Source organism: uncultured Winogradskyella sp. (genome assembly GCF_947496485.1).
Classification (GTDB): domain Bacteria; phylum Bacteroidota; class Bacteroidia; order Flavobacteriales; family Flavobacteriaceae; genus Winogradskyella.
The window spans coordinates 88,290-105,388 of record NZ_CANMCZ010000008.1; the positions used below are offsets into that span (position 1 = coordinate 88,290).

General features: G+C 33.4%; 15 protein-coding genes. 9 read left to right on the plus strand and 6 right to left on the minus strand.

Features of this window, described 5'->3' with window-relative positions; all coding sequences use genetic code 11:
* Positions 1 to 30: 30 nt before the first annotated feature.
* Positions 31 to 2,802, minus strand: a complete 2,772-nt coding sequence (locus Q0822_RS17545) for a putative LPS assembly protein LptD (RefSeq protein ID WP_299126216.1) — start codon at positions 2,800 to 2,802, stop codon at positions 31 to 33.
* Positions 2,803 to 2,910: 108 nt separating this feature from the next.
* On the opposite strand from Q0822_RS17545, the gene Q0822_RS17550 reads away from it, so the two are divergent.
* From Q0822_RS17550 to bshA, 9 genes are all read left to right on the plus strand, one after another.
* Positions 2,911 to 4,047, plus strand: a complete 1,137-nt coding sequence (locus Q0822_RS17550; protein WP_299126217.1) for an N-acetylmuramoyl-L-alanine amidase — start codon at positions 2,911 to 2,913, stop codon at positions 4,045 to 4,047.
* A 71-nt stretch (positions 4,048 to 4,118) separates the two neighbouring features.
* A complete protein-coding gene (locus tag Q0822_RS17555; protein WP_299126219.1) occupies positions 4,119 to 5,066 on the plus strand; it encodes an MlaD family protein in 948 nt (315 codons plus the stop codon).
* 11 nt (positions 5,067 to 5,077) lie between these two features.
* Positions 5,078 to 6,391, plus strand: a complete 1,314-nt coding sequence (locus Q0822_RS17560) for a 4Fe-4S dicluster domain-containing protein (RefSeq protein WP_299126220.1) — start codon at positions 5,078 to 5,080, stop codon at positions 6,389 to 6,391.
* 39 nt (positions 6,392 to 6,430) lie between these two features.
* Positions 6,431 to 7,213, plus strand: a complete 783-nt coding sequence (locus Q0822_RS17565) for a (Fe-S)-binding protein (RefSeq protein ID WP_299126221.1) — start codon at positions 6,431 to 6,433, stop codon at positions 7,211 to 7,213.
* Between the two features lie 11 nt (positions 7,214 to 7,224).
* Positions 7,225 to 7,860: a hypothetical protein gene (locus tag Q0822_RS17570; protein ID WP_299126222.1), complete on the plus strand. Its 636-nt coding sequence runs from the start codon at positions 7,225 to 7,227 to the stop codon at positions 7,858 to 7,860.
* Position 7,861: 1 nt separating this feature from the next.
* Complete coding sequence (locus tag Q0822_RS17575; RefSeq protein ID WP_299126223.1) at positions 7,862 to 8,347, plus strand: ABC transporter ATPase; 486 nt, start codon at positions 7,862 to 7,864, stop codon at positions 8,345 to 8,347.
* 73 nt (positions 8,348 to 8,420) lie between these two features.
* Positions 8,421 to 9,641 carry a phosphoserine phosphatase SerB gene (serB, locus tag Q0822_RS17580; RefSeq protein WP_299126224.1) on the plus strand — a complete coding sequence of 407 codons (1,221 nt, stop codon included), beginning with the start codon at positions 8,421 to 8,423 and terminating at the stop codon, positions 9,639 to 9,641.
* 139 nt (positions 9,642 to 9,780) lie between these two features.
* Positions 9,781 to 12,699, plus strand: coding sequence for a glycoside hydrolase family 3 N-terminal domain-containing protein (locus Q0822_RS17585; RefSeq protein WP_299126225.1), 2,919 nt, complete (start codon positions 9,781 to 9,783; stop codon positions 12,697 to 12,699).
* Positions 12,700 to 12,820: 121 nt separating this feature from the next.
* Entirely contained in the window at positions 12,821 to 13,957 is a 1,137-nt protein-coding gene (bshA, locus tag Q0822_RS17590) for an N-acetyl-alpha-D-glucosaminyl L-malate synthase BshA (protein WP_299126227.1), read from the plus strand.
* Here the strand turns inward: bshA and Q0822_RS17595 are convergent.
* From Q0822_RS17595 to Q0822_RS17615, 5 genes are all read right to left on the minus strand, one after another.
* Positions 13,954 to 14,304 (minus strand): ribose-5-phosphate isomerase, encoded by a 351-nt coding sequence (locus Q0822_RS17595; RefSeq protein ID WP_299126228.1) that lies wholly within the window; start codon positions 14,302 to 14,304, stop codon positions 13,954 to 13,956. The two genes, bshA and Q0822_RS17595, sit on opposite strands and share 4 nt — an antisense overlap.
* A 1-nt stretch (position 14,305) precedes the next feature.
* Positions 14,306 to 15,097 carry an alpha/beta fold hydrolase gene (locus Q0822_RS17600; RefSeq protein WP_299126230.1) on the minus strand — a complete coding sequence of 264 codons (792 nt, stop codon included), beginning with the start codon at positions 15,095 to 15,097 and terminating at the stop codon, positions 14,306 to 14,308.
* Positions 15,098 to 15,109: 12 nt separating this feature from the next.
* Complete coding sequence (locus Q0822_RS17605; protein ID WP_299126232.1) at positions 15,110 to 15,574, minus strand: DUF4174 domain-containing protein; 465 nt, start codon at positions 15,572 to 15,574, stop codon at positions 15,110 to 15,112.
* 54 nt (positions 15,575 to 15,628) lie between these two features.
* Positions 15,629 to 16,204: a pyridoxal 5'-phosphate synthase gene (locus Q0822_RS17610; RefSeq protein WP_299126233.1), complete on the minus strand. Its 576-nt coding sequence runs from the start codon at positions 16,202 to 16,204 to the stop codon at positions 15,629 to 15,631.
* A gap of 145 nt (positions 16,205 to 16,349) precedes the next feature.
* Positions 16,350 to 17,090, minus strand: a complete 741-nt coding sequence (locus tag Q0822_RS17615; protein WP_299126235.1) for a phytanoyl-CoA dioxygenase family protein — start codon at positions 17,088 to 17,090, stop codon at positions 16,350 to 16,352.
* Between the last annotated feature and the right edge of the window lie 9 nt (positions 17,091 to 17,099).

A 17,099-nucleotide genomic window follows, 5' to 3' on the forward strand; every position in this document is an offset into this window, starting at 1 on the left:
AATGACAAAAATTTTGTGGTAAGTAAATATTTAATTCCCAACACGTTGGTCTGGTTGACGACGTTGATCGTATTTTAAATCTTTAAGAATATTAGATTTAATACCAATAAAGAAATTCCATGACGAACGCGTACTAAAAGGTATCCATGTAAAATTCATACGCCAACTCAATAAATCGCGTTCAAAACGTAATTGAGTATAGGTAAATCCTTGATTTAAAAAGTCATAACCAGAAGATGCACCAACACTCCAGCGTGGAGACAATTCTACATCACCAGAAAACATTAGCGAATGTGAGGATATTTGGTTTTGCCGTCGTGTATTGGTGTAATTTGCTGCATACGCAAACCGAATAGACCAAGGCAGTTTGTAAGTGTAAAAGTCGTTGTTTTCTTCTTCATCTCCCTTGTCTTTCTTTTTATCTGAAAGTCTTTTGTCTGCAAAATCTTGAGTTTTACCAAACAGACCGTCGGTTCTTCCACCAGAACGTGCAGCTTCTTGAGCTGAGGCTTTATCATCATCAGATTCTTCACCAGAAAAACTCTCATTGCTTAGTGTATAGCTCATATTAATATTAGCAGAAGTTAAACGAAATAAACTACCACCATTATCAATATTAAAAGTGTTTATAACATTGTTGTTACTATCTAGAGCATAAGGATTGAGCGTCATTGCAAAATTGATACTCATTTTTTTGTCCAAAATTTGTGTTCCACCAGAAACACGTACAGGACTCCAGTTCAGGGAATCTGCAGCTAGATTATAAGCTGTAGAAAAATTTAAATTATTCAGTAAAAATACTTTTTCAGGTTCAGTTTTAGTAGAATCTTTAGAGCGTATTTTAGCTTCGATATTATTACCTATAGATATTCCTAAACTACTAGAATATTGGTTGCCTGGTCTTCCAAATAATGAATTTTCAAAACGTGTATATTCTACTTGGTCAGTCGTTGTACCATCGGCATCAATGACATCATAAGTTTCGTAGTATTGGTCAAAAGCAGGATTAATGGAATAGCTTATAGATGGCCTCATAACATGCCGTATCGCTTGTATTTTTGGGTCTTTGCCTTCTCCTGTAAAGTCGTACATACCATAAACCGTTGTCCCAACACTGGCTCCTAAGTTATAAGTAAGAAAACGATCGAATCCGTTTTGGTTAATTTCTATTTCTTGTTGCTCTGCTTGGTTCCATGATCTATTCACTGTATTTAAGGTCCAGGTTTCTTCAAAATTGGCACTGGTACTCACACTAAAATAATCAAAAACCTTAAAGTTTGTCGTTAGAGGAATACTATGGCGCATGCCTGCTACAGCATCGTCAAACATTTCACTTTTTCCGAATAAAGAATCAGTTGTATTAATACGATATTCACCTCTGGTATTGACTTGAAAATTAATATTTTGAATAGCTCCTTTTTTAGTTCCTGTTTTAGGTGCAAAAGGAAAAACTCTACTCATAGACGCTTGCATGGTTGGCAAGGTTAAATTAATGGCCTGTGTATTGGTGTTTTGTGAGTGTGTTGCAGAGAGACTTAGATTAACTTGCGGTTCTCCCTGAAATACTGTTGAGTACGATACTGAAGACGCCAAAGTATTATTTAAAAAATTAGCCTGATTAATCTGGTTGACAGATTGTTGGTAATATTGACTACTACCTAAGTTAACCGAAGCCGAGAAACGAGAACTAGGACTCGCTTTAGAATCTTGACTATGCGACCACCTAATATTATAGATTGTGTTTTTTGCAAAGTCTGGGAAGCCACGTTCGCTAGTTAATAGATTTTCGTATCTAAAGCCTACGTTTCCTCTAAATTTATAACGTAAGGCATAGCTACTCTCTAAACGCAGACCATAACTACCATTGGTGTAATAATCTCCAAGTACAGCCAAATCTACATAGTCGCTTATGGCAAAATAATATCCACCATTCTGTAAAAAATAACCTCTATCGTTACCAGTATCTTCACCAAAAGTTGGAAGGATAATACCAGAAGTTTGCTTTTTGGTCATAGGAAAAAACGCAAATGGCAATGCAATTGGTGTAGGTACACCATAAATTTCCATATAGGTTGGACCGACAACCATCTTTTTTCCAGGAACAAATTTCATTTTAGAAGTCACAAATTGGTATTCTGGATCATCTTCGTCTTCTGCTGTCGTAAAACGCGCATCTGCCATAAAATAAGTGGAGTCGTTCTCTTTTTTGGTTTTAGGAGAATAGACGTTAAAACCTTGTTGTTCGGTACGTGTATTATAGACTAAGGCTTTTTTAGAATCGGTATTAAAAATAATAGAGTCTGGCTCAATAACGTTAGAACCTTGCGTAAAAACTGGTCGTTGAGAATAACCTGTTGAATCTTTTAAACGACCTGCATAGACTAAGTTTTTACTATAATCAATGACAATAACACCAGCAGTAATTTGCATGTCTTCATACAAAACTTCGGCTTCATTGTATAAGAATATTTTCTGTTGTTTTTGATTTATAGAGACATAGTCTGTTGCTTTATACTTTACAATATCCTTTAAATACTCATTCTGTTTTAATGAATCTTGTTTAGTAGAATCGACCTGCTTTGTATTTAGAGGTTTATTTAAAATAGAATTAGCAGAAATGTTTGTAGAATCCTTTACTTTCTCAGCAGGAATAGGCGGCTTCTTTATTTTTATTTCTTGTGCGAAGCTAAAAGTGTTGATAAACACTGTAAAACTCAAGGCAAAAAGTATGTATAGACTATTTGTACGCAATCCTTTTAAATGTATTTTTGTAAAAGTATGGCTCGGTTTTTGAAACGCCAAAAGTACAGCTATTTTTTATGATTAGTTTACTAAAATAATAAAGTTTAAAAATACTGTTTTACTTGTGGAACGTGTAATAAGTCAAGCCAATTAACCGTTAAATTAAATATGCAAACGAAGCCTAAATATATAATAGTATTCTTAGTGATTACATTTATCACTTCTTTAACATCTAACGCGTCATTATATGCACAAGATGATAAATTTGTTGTGGTATTAGATGCTGGTCATGGAGGTAAAGATCCTGGTCGTCCTACTAAAAATGGTTATAAAGAAAAACATATAGCACTTAAAGTAGTACTAGAAATAGGTAAACAATTAGAAAAGAATCCTGATTTTAAAGTCATTTACACCAGAAAAACAGATGTGTTTTTAGAACTTCGTGAACGTTCTGCAATTGCCAATAAAGCAGATGCCGATTTGTTTATTTCTGTGCATTGTAATGCACATCATACACAAGCTTATGGTACCGAAACTTATGTTTTGGGTGCTAAGAATTCAGAACGAAATATGGCAGTTGCTAAAGCTGAAAATGAGGTTATATTTTTAGAAGATAATTATGAAGAAAACTATGCCGGATTTGATCCTAGCTCACCAGAGTCTGGAATTGCGCTAGATGTTGAGCAGGAGTTTTATGTAGAACAGAGTGTTATTCTTGCACGTAAAGTTGAAGATAATTTTGGAGGAAAACTTAAGAGAAAGAGTAGAGGTATAAAACAATTAAGTCTATGGGTTTTGCATAACACTTATATGCCTAGTGTATTGATTGAAACAGGATTTATAACGAATAAAAACGAAGGAGCATATTTAAACTCAAAAACGGGTCAGACTAAAATTGCGACTGCCATTAAAGACGCCATCATCGATTACAAAGAAGAATTAGACCAAAATGTTGGAAACCATATTAGGGTAGAAGGTACTGAAACCACTACTGAAGAAGAGAATGAGCCTAAGATTTATGAAAATATAACATTTAAAGTACAGATAGCGGCAAGTTTCAAAGAATTGGAAGCAAAGTCTTATAATTTCAAAGGATTGCGTGATATTTCAAGACAAAAAGAAGGGAATATATACAAGTATTTTAGTGGAAAAACTTCAGATTATAACAAAATCGAAGAACTCCAAAGTGTGGCTAAATCCAATGGCTATTCTGATGCTTTTATTGTAGCATTTAAGGGTAATGAAAAAACCGATCTGGCTGAAGTGTTAAAATCACAACCTAAATTGAAATCTACTTCAAATTAAAATCTGCTTCTAATTAGAATCATTATTCATATATTTATTCCTAATTTTGTTTCTAACCAAAGACAAACCATTTGAAAGTTTCTAGAGAAGTCAAAACAGCAATCTTAGTATTATCTGGTATTGCTCTTTTCATATACTTATTTACATTCCTCAACGGAAAAAACTTGTTTTCCGATACAGATACCTATTATACCGAATTTGAGTATAACGCACTAGGTACTTCTTCACCAGTGACAATAAAAGGAAACAAAGTAGGTAAAGTTGAAGACATTAAATACGATTTTGATTCTGGTAAAACACGTGTTGAATTTACCGTAGCGCCTGAACTAAAATTTTCTAAGAACAGTAAGATAAGGCTTTATCCAACAGGCTTAATGGGAGGAAATGCCTTGGAAATAATGGATGCCGATGACGGACAATTGGCAAAGTCAGGAGATTTTATTGAATCAGAAATTAAGCAAGGGTTAATGTCTACCATAGAAACTGATTTGCCTAAAGTTACAGCAGGCTTAGATGGAACACTGCGTTCTACAGATACATTGGTAAATAGCTTAAACGCTTTGTTAATCGATGATTCTGATAAGGGTTTAAAAAGCGCCATATCAGAGTTAAATTCTACTTTAAAATCATTTAAAGATTTATCTTATTCCATACAAGGAGTAATAAAAGAGAACGATAAGAAAATAGCGTCCATTTTAGATAATTTTGATAAAACTAGTAAAGATTTAAGTGAATTATCTACAGAATTAAAAAATGCAGGACTTTCTAAAACTGTTGAAGACCTCGATAAAACCTTAGTGAGTATGCAAAGCATGTTATCTAGTATAGATAGTGGAGAAGGCACTATAGGTAAGCTTCTCAAAGATGCGTCTCTCTACGAAAACTTAGATAAAGCTTCAAAAGAATTACAATTATTGTTACTAGATATTAAACTACATCCTGCAAGATATAGACGTATTTTATCGAAAAAAGAGATTCCTTACGAGGAACCAACTCAAGAGCAATTAAAAAATAATTAGAGTCAATTTTCATGCAATATTTACCAAATATAATTTTTGCCATAATTCTTTTTGTTGGTGTTGGCTATTTTGCCAAGAATATTAGAAAACTCATCCGTAATATTAAACTAGGTCGAAAGGTCGATGCTAGCGATAATAAGTCGCAACGCTGGAAAAACATGGCGCGCATTGCATTAGGTCAGAGTAAAATGGTAAAGCGACCAATTGCTGGGTTTCTTCATATTATTGTTTATGTTGGTTTTATCATCATTAATATTGAAGTCTTAGAAATTATTATCGATGGCTTATTCGGAACACATCGTATAGGTTTAGAAGTGCTACCAGTATCAGTTTACGGATTTTTAATTGATGCTTTCGAAATATTAGCGGTTTTAGTACTAATTTCAGTAGTTGTATTTTGGTTAAGACGAAACGTCATTAAACTAAGACGTTTTATGGCTAATGAGATGAAAGGCTGGCCAAAAAGTGATGGTAATATCATCTTATATTTTGAAGTTGTTTTAATGTGTTTATTCTTACTGATGAACGCTACAGATACATCATTTCAAGATATGAATTATGGAAATATCATTTCTCAATTTATAGCACCATGGTTTAGTGATGTGGCGCCAGAAACACTTCATATCATTGAGCGTACAGCTTGGTGGTTACATATTGTTGGAATTCTGATTTTCTTAAATTATTTATACTTCTCTAAGCATTTGCATATACTCTTAGCTTTTCCGAATACTTATTACGGTAGCGTTGAACCAAAGGGTAAATTCAATAATCTTGAAGCTGTTACCAACGAAGTGAAGCTAATGATGGATCCAGATGCAGATCCTTATGCTGCACCAGCTGAAACTGCAGATGATGAAGTACCAGCTAAGTTTGGAGCAAGTGATGTTATGGATTTAAACCAAATTCAATTGCTAAATGCATACACCTGTACAGAATGTGGACGCTGTACATCCGCTTGTCCTGCAAATCTAACAGGTAAAAAGTTATCGCCTCGTAAGATAATGATGGACACAAGAGATCGTTTAGAGGAAGTCGGTAAAAATATTGATGCCAATAACGGTGAGTTTAAAGATGATGGTAAACAACTACTCGGTGATTATATACTAAACGAAGAATTATGGGCTTGTACGACTTGTAATGCTTGCGTAGAAGAGTGTCCTGTGAGTATTAATCCATTATCAATTATATTAGAAATGCGTCGTTATTTAGTGATGGAGCAAAGTGCTGCACCGATGGAATTGAATAACATGATGACCAATATTGAAAATAACGGAGCACCTTGGCCTTATAACCAAATGGACCGTTTGAACTGGAAAGATGAATAAATCAACGCATTAACTTTTAACAAATAAATGTTGAGCTATATGAGCGAGCAACTTAAAGTGCCAACAATGGCAGAATTTATGGCAGAAGGCAAGCAACCAGAAATTTTATTTTGGGTTGGTTCAGCTGGTAGCTATGATGACCGAGCTAAAAAAATTACTAAGGCCTTTGTAAAGATTTTGAATAAAGCCAATGTTGATTTTGCTGTATTAGGAACAGAAGAAAGTAATACAGGTGATTTGGCTAAGCGTGCTGGAAACGAGTTTTTATTCCAAATGCAAGCGGTTATGAATATTGAAGTGCTTAATGCTTATGAAGTAAAACGCATCGTAACTTGCGATCCACATTCATTCAATTGTCTAAAAAATGAATATCCAAGTTTAGGTGGAAATTATGATGTGATTCATCATACTCAATATATAAAAGAATTGATGGATTCTGGTCGCCTAACCTTAGAAGGCAATACTTATAAAGGCAAACGTATAACATTTCACGATCCCTGTTACTTAGGTAGAGCCAATAATGAATATGATGCACCTAGAGACGTTCTTAGTAAAACTAATGCGACTTTAGTAGAGATGAAGCGTCATAAGCAAACAGCACTTTGTTGTGGTGCAGGAGGCGCGCAAATGTTCAAAGAACCAGAAAAAGGTGATATGGACATTAATGTACTCAGAACCCAAGATGCTTTAGAAACAAATCCTGAAATTATCGCTACAGGTTGCCCTTACTGCAACACTATGATGACAGATGGTATAAAAGCCAAAGAAAAAGAGAACGACATATCAGTAATGGATATTGCTGAATTAATTGCAAACGCTTAAATAATAACTAAATGAAAAGAATTACAATCGCTCTAGTCTTACTAATAGGATTAAACCTTAACGCACAGAAAAAATCAAAAGAAGAAGTCCTTGATCTTATGGCAGAAGATACATGTCAGTGTCTTTCTAAGAAAAAGATAAAAACTTCTGATACCATGGATGAAAAGCAGATGGCATTAGGTCTATGCTTAATTCAAAGCTACAACGAACATAAATCAAAGTCTAGATACTTTAGCAAACAAAAAACAGCTAATTTTGAGAAAATTGGTGAGGAAGTTGGTATGGTAATGGCTACAAAATGTGGAGAGGAATTTTTATCAATTTTTTCTTCTGAAGAATTGGTAGATATTATCGAAGACGAAGAAGAAGATACCATTGGATTTAAAAGTTCTGATGAAGACAATCTTTCTATAGAAGTTGAATTGCAATCTATGAATAATGATGCTATATCATATATTGAAACTAAGGATGATTTTGATAAAAGCCATATTTTCTTAATTACAGAAGAGTTTGAAGGCTATGAATTGCTCAAAAAATCTAATTTTGGTAAATCATTTACCATAACTTATAAAGAGGTGGAGTTATTCGATTTAAGTGAGAAGCAATATATCACCAAGAAAGTGATCACTAAGTTAGAAGCGCTATAATATGCTAGTTGATTTTGATACTTTACCAGTAGAGTCTAGAGTTTGGATCTACCAAGCCAACCGTTCGTTTTCTGATGAAGAAATAAAGCAACTTAAAGAACAGCTTGATACGTTTATTGAAGCATGGACTGCTCATGGAAAAGATTTGCAATCTGGCTATAAAATTGTCTATAAGCGCTTTATAGTTATTGCTTTAAATCAAAACTTAAATAGTGCTACTGGTTGTTCAATAGATGCCTCAGTTCATTTTATCCAAGAATTAGAAAAGCAATACAACGTGGATTTAATGGATAAAATGAATGTATCGTACAAACAAGGTGAGTTTATTGCTTATAAGCCGTTGATTGATTTCAAAAAGATGGCACAGCAAAAAGCGGTATCAAAAAAAACTATTGTATTTAATAATCTAGTTAATAACATCGCAGAATTTAATGACAATTGGGAAGTACCAGCCAGTGAAAGCTGGCATAGTAGATTTGTTAAGTGATACGTCATAAAAAAATTTTCTTATTTCAGATAGAATAGTCAATTTTACAACCCACAATCATAAACTATAAAAAGTGGCTACAGATATTTTTTTACTAAATATTTCAGGACAGGATAAACCAGGTTTAACTTCTGGTCTTACAGGTGTACTATCAGAATATGATGCCAAAGTATTAGATATAGGTCAGGCAAATATTCATGATACATTATCACTCGGTATATTATTCGAAATTAAATCTGGAAAAAAATCTGCAGCTGTTTTAAAGGATTTGCTTTTTAAAGCCTACGAGTTAGGTATTACGGCTAAGTTTACTCCAATTTCTGGAGACGACTATGAAAAATGGGTTAATCTTCAAGGTAAAGACCGTTACATCATTACAATATTAGGAGAAAAGCTATCTGCACAGCAAATCTCAGAGGTCACTAAGGTAATTTCAGAAAAGAATCTTAATATCGATTCAATAAAGCGTCTTACTGGTCGTACTTCTTTGATTAAAAAGGAGGAATATCCTAGAGCTTCAATTCAATTATCAATAAGAGGTAAATTGGGTGATAAAACTGAGTTTACTTCAAAATTTATGGAGATATCTAAGGAATTGGATGTTGATATTGCTTTTCAAGAAGATAGTATGTTTAGACGTAACAGACGTTTGGTCTGTTTTGATATGGATTCTACTTTAATACAAACTGAAGTCATTGATGAACTGGCAGAGAGGGCAGGAGTAGGTGAAGAAGTCAGAGCTATTACAGAGTCGGCTATGCAAGGTGAAATTGATTTTAACGAAAGTTTTAAAAAGCGAATGAGACTTTTAGAAGGCTTAAGCGAAGAGGTCTTGCATGATGTTGCAGAAAATCTTCCTATTACAAAAGGTGCAAAACGATTAATTGATACACTCCATTATTATGGTTACAAAACAGCCATTCTTTCAGGCGGATTTACGTATTTCGGACATTATCTTCAAGAAAAATTAGATATCGATTTTGTGTATGCTAATCAATTAGAGATTATAAATGGTACTCTAACAGGTGGTTATATTGGTGAAATTGTTGATGGTAACAAAAAAGCTGAATATCTCAAATTACTTGCCAATAATATGGGAATAGATATAGGTCAAACAATTGCTGTTGGAGATGGTGCTAATGATTTACAAATGCTAAACCTTGCTGGTTTAGGGATTGCCTACCATGCAAAGCCTAAAGTAAAAGACAATGCACAAAGTTCTATTTCTAGTATAGGTTTAGATGGCGTTTTATATTTATTAGGATACCATGATCGTCATATAGATTTAGTTTAAAACGCTTTTTATGTTGACTAAAACTGTTAATTAAGCAGTTTATAAAAGTATCCTAAAGTCTTTTAACTTCTTATTAATTATGCTATTTTGGCACAATATTAGTTCATATAAACGAACTTATAAATAATAAAAGATATCAATGCGCTATTTGTCCCTTATCCTTATATGCTCTTGTTTTCAATTTAATTGTGCACAAGAACAAATCAGTAATCCTTTACAATCTCAAGATCCTATTCAACAGCAAAAATGGGTTGATAGCTTATACAATAGCATGTCAGTTGAAGAACGTATAGGTCAGCTATACATGGTTCAAGTTATGTCCGAAAATAGCGATGCTGTTAATGACAAAGTTGTTGATCTTATTAAAAAACAGCATATTGGAGGAGTTATTTATTCTAATGGTGGACCATACCGACAAGCCAAGTTAAATAACAAGTTGCAGGCTGCTTCCAAAATTCCACTATTAGTTGGAATGGATGCAGAATGGGGTTTGAGTATGCGTTTAGATTCTACTTATGCGTTTCCTTGGAATATGACACTTGGAGCCATTTCAGACAATAAATTAGTAGAAGAAACCGGAAGACTAATTGGGGAGCATTGCAAACGATTAGGAGTACATTTTAATTTTGCACCTGCTGTGGATATTAACACTAATCCTAAAAATCCAATTATAGGTAACCGTTCTTTTGGTGAAGATAGAGATAATGTTACTGAAAAAGGATTGGCGTTTATGAAAGGCATGCAAAGTGCCGGTACATTGGCTAATGCAAAGCATTTTCCAGGTCATGGTGATACAGAAGACGATTCTCATCATAAATTACCGACAATCAATTTTAGTGCCAAGCGTATAGACTCAATTGAGCTATATCCTTATAAAAAACTCATAAAGGAAGGATTATCTAGTGTAATGGTTGCGCATTTAAATGTGCCGAGTTTAGAGAAACAATCTGGCTTACCATCTTCTCTTTCTAAACATATTGTTACCGATATTCTAAAAGACTCACTAGGCTTTGAAGGATTAATTTTTACAGATGCTTTAACCATGAAAGGTGCGGCTAACTTTAACGAAACCGGAGCAATAGATTTAGCTGCGTTTTTAGCAGGAAATGATGTACTCTTAATGTCTGAGGATGTTAGAATTGGTACTAAAAAAATCCTAGAAGCTTACAACAAAGGTGAGATTACTGAAGAGCGTTTATCGCATTCAGTTAAGAAGATATTAATGGCTAAGTATAAGGTTGGATTGCACAATTATTCTCCGGTAGGATTGTACAATTTATCTAAAGAACTAAACAGGGTAAAAGATGACGTCTTGTATGAGCAACTTATGGAAAGTGCAATTACTGTTGTAAAAAACACAACTTCGTTATTACCACTTCGTGATTTAGAAACTAAAAAAATAGCATATGTAGCACTTGGTGACGCTAAAGGCTCAGTTTTTTTGGATGAGTTAAAAAAATACACTAAAGTGCATCAAATAAAAGCTGACAAGCTTGATGGGGTAATTACTAAACTTCAAAATTATAATACTGTTATAGTTGGATTTCATAAATCTAATGATGACCCTTGGGAGAGATATAAATTTTCACAAAAGGAAATGGCTTGGTTATATGAAATCGCAAGAACTAATACTGTAATTTTAGATGTTTTTGCTAGACCTTATGCGTTAAATGATTTACTATCTATTGAAAATATTGAAGGTATAGTAATGAGTTATCAAAATAGCAAGATTGCTCAAGAAAAATCAGCACAACTTATTTTTGGTGCTATTGGTGCAAAAGGAAAGTTGCCGGTTAGTACAGGTCAATTTTTCCCGGTTGGAACAGGAGAAACCTACAACGCACTATTAAACCTAAGTTATGGATTGCCAGAACGTGTTGGTATGGACTCACAACGTCTTAGCCGAATTGATTCTATAGCTAATCATGCAGTAAATAATAGAATGACACCTGGTATTCAATTATTAGTAGCAAGAAAAGGTAAAGTGATATATAACAAGAACTTTGGCTATCATACCTATTCTAAAAAAAACAAAGTTGATTCAGATGATATCTATGATCTTGCCTCTTTGACAAAAATATTAGCTACTCTTCCAATTTTAATGGAGTTAGAACAAAAGGGGTCAGTATCACTCGATGACAAATTGGGTAATTTAATTGCTGAGTATAAAACTTCAAATAAAAAGAATGTTACACTCAAAAAAATGCTATCACACTATGCACAATTAAAGCCTTGGATTCCGTTTTACTATTCAACTTTAGATACAGTAACAAAAAAACCAGACCCAAAATATTATAGAAAAAAGCGTAGTAAAGAATTTAATGTAGAAGTGACGAATACACTTTTTATGCGAAATGATTACAAGGATTCTATTCAAAAAACAATACTTGAGAGTGAGCTACTATCAAGATTACGATATCGCTATAGTGATTTACCTTATTATATTCTTAAAAATTACCTTGAAGGTTTTTATGATAAATCTTTGGATGAAATTACACAAGATCGCTTTTATAAATCTTTAGGTGCCAATTATACAACATACAATCCACGAAGAAAATTCAGTCTTAAAGACATAGTACCTACAGAAGTTGATAATTATTATCGCTACAAGAAGATACATGGCTATGTGCACGATATGGGAGCAGCAATGCAAGGCGGAATTGGTGGACATGCAGGTGTTTTTAGTAATGCTAATGATGTGGCCAAAATAATGCAGATGTATATGCAAAAAGGCTTTTATGGAGGTAAGCGTTATTTTAAAACCAAAACTTTAGATAAATTTACCAAATGCCATTACTGCCACGCAGATAATAGACGAGGTATAGGTTTTGATAAACCACAGTTAGGAGAAGAAGGACCTACTTGTGGTTGTATATCTATGACAAGTTTTGGGCATTCTGGTTTTACGGGAACTTACGCTTGGGCAGATCCTGAGGAAGAAATCGTCTATATTTTCTTGGCCAACCGAACCTATCCACAGGCTGGTAAAAATTTACTGCTAAGAGAAAATATTAGAACCGAGATTCAACGTTTAATCTACGAAGCTATTATTGAATAAGTAGTATTCGAAATTGTAAGTAATAAGAACAACCTCTGACTAACACTACATAAAACTTTAGGCAATTTTTAACTTTAGACACTTATAACTTTATTTAACTTTAATTTTTTAAAAATTTTGCATGAAAATAGGAATTGTTTGTTACCCAACATTTGGTGGTAGTGGAGTGGTAGCCACAGAATTAGGTCTAGAACTCTCAAAACGTGGTCACGAAATTCATTTTATAACATATAGCCAACCAGTTAGATTAGAACTATTGAGTAACAATGTTCACTTTCACGAAGTACATGTACCAGAATATCCATTATTTCATTATCAGCCTTATGAATTAGCTTTGTCCAGTAAATTGGTTGACATGGTAAAATTACATGGTATTCAATTATTACATGTACATTATGCTATCCCTCATGCTTATGCAGCTTATATGGCTCAGCAAATGCTTCTAGATGAAGGTATTATTGTTCCTATTGTAACCACATTGCATGGTACCGATATTACACTTGTTGGAAGCCACCCTTTCTACAAACCTGCAGTAACTTTTAGTATTAATAAGTCTGATGCCGTAACATCGGTTTCTGAAAGTTTGAAGAAGGATACGTTGCGTTTGTTTGATATTAAAAAAGATATTAATGTAGTACCAAATTTTATAGACTTAGACAAACACTTAAATAACTTTACAGATTGCCAACGCGAAATGATGGCTAATGATAACGAGCGTATTATTACTCATATAAGTAATATGCGGGAAGTGAAGCAAATACCTGATGTGATAAAGATTTTTTACAATATTCAAAAAGAATTACCAGCAAAATTAATGTTGGTCGGTGAAGGGCCTGAGAAAGAAGGTGCAGAGCTATTAGTAGAAAAACTTGGCATACAAGACAAGGTTGTTTTCTTTGGAAATAGTAATGAGATTGACAGGATACTATGCTTTAGTGATTTGTTTTTATTGCCTTCGCAAACTGAAAGTTTTGGTTTGGCAGCTCTAGAAGCCATGGCAAGTAGCGTACCCGTAATTTCAACAAATACTGGTGGGTTACCAGAGGTTAATGAAGACGGATATTCCGGATATTTAAGCGAAGTAAATGCCGTTGAGGATATGTCTAGAAATGCGATAAAAATCTTATCAGATAATGATACTTTAAATCGTTTTAAAGCCAATGCTAAAACGCAATCTAAGAAATTCGATTTGCATAATATAGTGCCAATGTACGAAGCGATTTATGAAGAAACTCTAAAAAAATTTCTAGTTAGTTAGTTATACCAAACCGCATAGCGTGCTCTGCGTAATTCTAACGCAATTTGCTCTTCAGCAATAACAGCTTCGGCTCTTGTAAAAAATGGGTCAATATGATTATATAGACTAGGGAGCAGATATAAACCATATTTTTCAACAATATTGGATGATATTTTATGCCCTTTCTTAGTCCTGTAACCTGTTTTATGTTGTTTAAAACGTTCTTTGGGAGTCTTGCTCGTCATGCCTACATAGAGACATTCTAATACACCATTAAACTGTGGATTAGCATTTCTAAATTTGGCATTCTCTGTAAATACACGCTTAGATAATTCTATAACATAGATACGATATAGGACTTTTGGCATATTATTTAAATTGAGATAAAAAAGTTTTCACAATGTGCCAAGCATCATCGGTGCTACCTTCAACCCGATTATCATCTAGCATAGAAGAACCATGCACTCCATTTTCTGCAATATAAGTTTCATGTCCATTTTCCTTAGCTCGTTTTATCTGATCTTGTGAACGCTCACTTTGCATTTCGGAAGTAGGTTTCATTAAAAGTAAAGGCAGTTTTAGAGATTCTATATAAGGAATTGGTTGGCAATCTTTCATTGCGTCTCCAGAAGCCGGAGAGAATGCTAAAACGCCATCTATAACATCCTTATTTTCATCAGCGAGTTGCAGTGCTAATGTTGCACTATAACTACTTCCCCAAAGTATTTTTTTACCTGTAAAACCCTTATTTATTATATATTCTAAGGCAGATACCATATCTGGATAGGCGTCACAATAGTGAAACTCGTTTTTAGAAATTTCGGCAACAGTTCTGTTATAGCCTCCATAAAAATATTGACCACCAACACGTTGGTCTATGGTTAGGATATTAAAGCCTTCTTTTTCTAATACAGGAATTATGGATTTATATTCTGCTCTGGTGTTAGAACCACCTTGGTGAAATATCAAAAGAGTAGGAGCAGATTTATCTTTTTCGTATAAGTCTCCATAAACTTTTATACTGTCCTTGGTTATAAAACTAATTTCTTCAAATACTTTCTTTGTTTCTTTTATTGACGACGCTTCATAACTTGCAGTACTTTGTTTGCAAGATGTTAGAGCACAAATCAATATTGTTATAATAAAAATTGTCTTTTTCATAACTTTAAGTTTTCAATTTTTTGTTCTATTTCTTCTTAATTCATTTTTTCTCATTGGCATTGAATCTACTATTTTATAAAGATCCTCCTTCATCAATACTTCTGTTTGTTTCAGTTTTATCTCTCCGTCTAAACCTATTAAAATGATTTCAAAATTTGCTTTTTCATTTAAAATTTCTTCAGCAAGTTTTTTTGATATTTTGCCAGAATGATTTAACTCATTATTTTGATAATTTATCAGTACGTAATCTTTTGTCACTATCTGATACAGTACAAATTTTCTATCAATAAGTTCTTTAGTTGAGTTTTTAAATTCTTTTATTTGATCTTGATACTTTTCAGAATTTGCATCCAACGTCTTAACGATTAAAACTCTATTCTTCCATTTGTGCATTTCTAAATTTTGTGCGTAAGATTTAAAGAATAAAAAACACGTCAGCATCGTTATGATTAATACTGTTTTATTTGATTTTGTCATTTATTCTGAGTTTATTACTACTTACAACTAATATACGTCTTCATGTACTGGTATTTAGGGTTGTAACAATATTTTGTCCCAATTGTTGTTTTCCCTAATAAATAATTCACGAATATGAAATCTGTTTTTTTTAAACTCCATAAATTCAATTCGTTTTGGAATAATATAAAACCCAGACCAGTCATTCGGTCTTTTTATTTCAACGGTATCATACTTAATCTTTTGCTCTTCAAATAATGTAATAAGTTCTGTTAGGCTTTCTATTTCGGTACCTTGCTTACTTATTTGGCTAACTATTCGTGATTCTTTATTTCGTTCTGCAAAATATTTATCTGCAAGTTCATCTTCAATTTGTACAGCATCACCTTGTATCCTTATTTGCCTTTCAGTTTCTGTCCACCAAAAAGTCAGAGAGGCTTTCGGATTAGATAATAATTCTATTCCCTTTTTTGAATTTAGAGGGCCAGTTATGACAAACTTATTATCTAAAATTTCCTTAAGTGAAACAAATCTCGAATTTGGATATCCGTCCATACCAATAGAAGATAGACAGCATGCAGAAGGTATTTTTACCGAACTTTTTTCAGTCTCTTTATAATACCATTTTCTAAACTTTTCAATTGGGTTCATTTTTCATTTCAATAACGATTTTTTGAGCTTGCGTACAACGTGTTTGTCTATGAGTAATTACATGGTTTAGCACTTAACATTGCAAGTACACACCCAACTGAAAATCCGCAAAAATTTTCAGAAGTAAACGAGAACATGGAATTACTTATAGCCATTGTTGTGGACTTGCCTTTATTTCATAATGTTCTAACCAAGCCAGCGGTTCAGTCAGATTATGTTTATTAAATTCTAAATGTATTACTCGTCTTTTCTTTCTATTTGTTGTTCTGTTTGATGCGTGTAAAGTCAGAGGTTTCATTAGCATTGCACCTCCTTTTTCTACTTCACAAACAAATTCGTTTTCTATGTTCCAATCTTTTGAGTCAGCACGAACTATTCCCATTAAATGAGATTTTGGGATTACTTTTAATGCTCCGTTGTTTTCGTCCGTTTTGTCTAAATGAATTCTGATTGTTATTGTGTCTTGTAAAATCTCAATTGGTGGTTGAACTCCGTGTTGTCCTTTTTTAAAAGTCCAATTCTTATAATTTTCCAAATCGGCTTTTATGTCAACTGAAATGCTTAAATCTTGGTGATAAGCCACAAACCAATTAGATTCGCTTGGTTTGTCAAAATAAATGGCTTTTGTCAGGAAATATTCGGATTCGGAAAGGTCAGCAATTAATTCAGTCAGTTTTCTGTTAAACAACAACTTACTCAATTCAGGTACATTTTTGATTAATTGTCTAATCGCAAACAAATCCTTTGTTTTCATAAACGAATTTCCGTCTTGTTCAGTATTCTCGATACAAGCTAAAATTCCGCTTATTTCGTTGTCCGAATACAAGTCAGCTAAAACGGAATATCCATTTTCTTCTAGTTCTATTTTGTTTCTTTCGTATTTCATTCTTCAGCT

What these genes read in the sequence shown, in the direction of transcription:
- Q0822_RS17585 (WP_299126225.1), top strand. Translation starts at nt 9,781, where the DNA reads ATGCGCTATTTGTCCCTTATCCTTATATGCTCTTGTTTTCAATTTAAT.
- Q0822_RS17565 (WP_299126221.1), top strand. Translation starts at nt 6,431, where the DNA reads ATGAGCGAGCAACTTAAAGTGCCAACAATGGCAGAATTTATGGCAGAA.
- Q0822_RS17550 (WP_299126217.1), top strand. Translation starts at nt 2,911, where the DNA reads ATGCAAACGAAGCCTAAATATATAATAGTATTCTTAGTGATTACATTT.
- Q0822_RS17615 (WP_299126235.1), bottom strand. Translation starts at nt 17,090, where the DNA reads ATGAAATACGAAAGAAACAAAATAGAACTAGAAGAAAATGGATATTCC.
- Q0822_RS17570 (WP_299126222.1), top strand. Translation starts at nt 7,225, where the DNA reads ATGAAAAGAATTACAATCGCTCTAGTCTTACTAATAGGATTAAACCTT.
- Q0822_RS17560 (WP_299126220.1), top strand. Translation starts at nt 5,078, where the DNA reads ATGCAATATTTACCAAATATAATTTTTGCCATAATTCTTTTTGTTGGT.
- Q0822_RS17575 (WP_299126223.1), top strand. Translation starts at nt 7,862, where the DNA reads ATGCTAGTTGATTTTGATACTTTACCAGTAGAGTCTAGAGTTTGGATC.
- Q0822_RS17600 (WP_299126230.1), bottom strand. Translation starts at nt 15,097, where the DNA reads ATGAAAAAGACAATTTTTATTATAACAATATTGATTTGTGCTCTAACA.
- Q0822_RS17605 (WP_299126232.1), bottom strand. Translation starts at nt 15,574, where the DNA reads ATGACAAAATCAAATAAAACAGTATTAATCATAACGATGCTGACGTGT.
- Q0822_RS17610 (WP_299126233.1), bottom strand. Translation starts at nt 16,204, where the DNA reads ATGAACCCAATTGAAAAGTTTAGAAAATGGTATTATAAAGAGACTGAA.
- bshA (WP_299126227.1), top strand. Translation starts at nt 12,821, where the DNA reads ATGAAAATAGGAATTGTTTGTTACCCAACATTTGGTGGTAGTGGAGTG.
- Q0822_RS17595 (WP_299126228.1), bottom strand. Translation starts at nt 14,304, where the DNA reads ATGCCAAAAGTCCTATATCGTATCTATGTTATAGAATTATCTAAGCGT.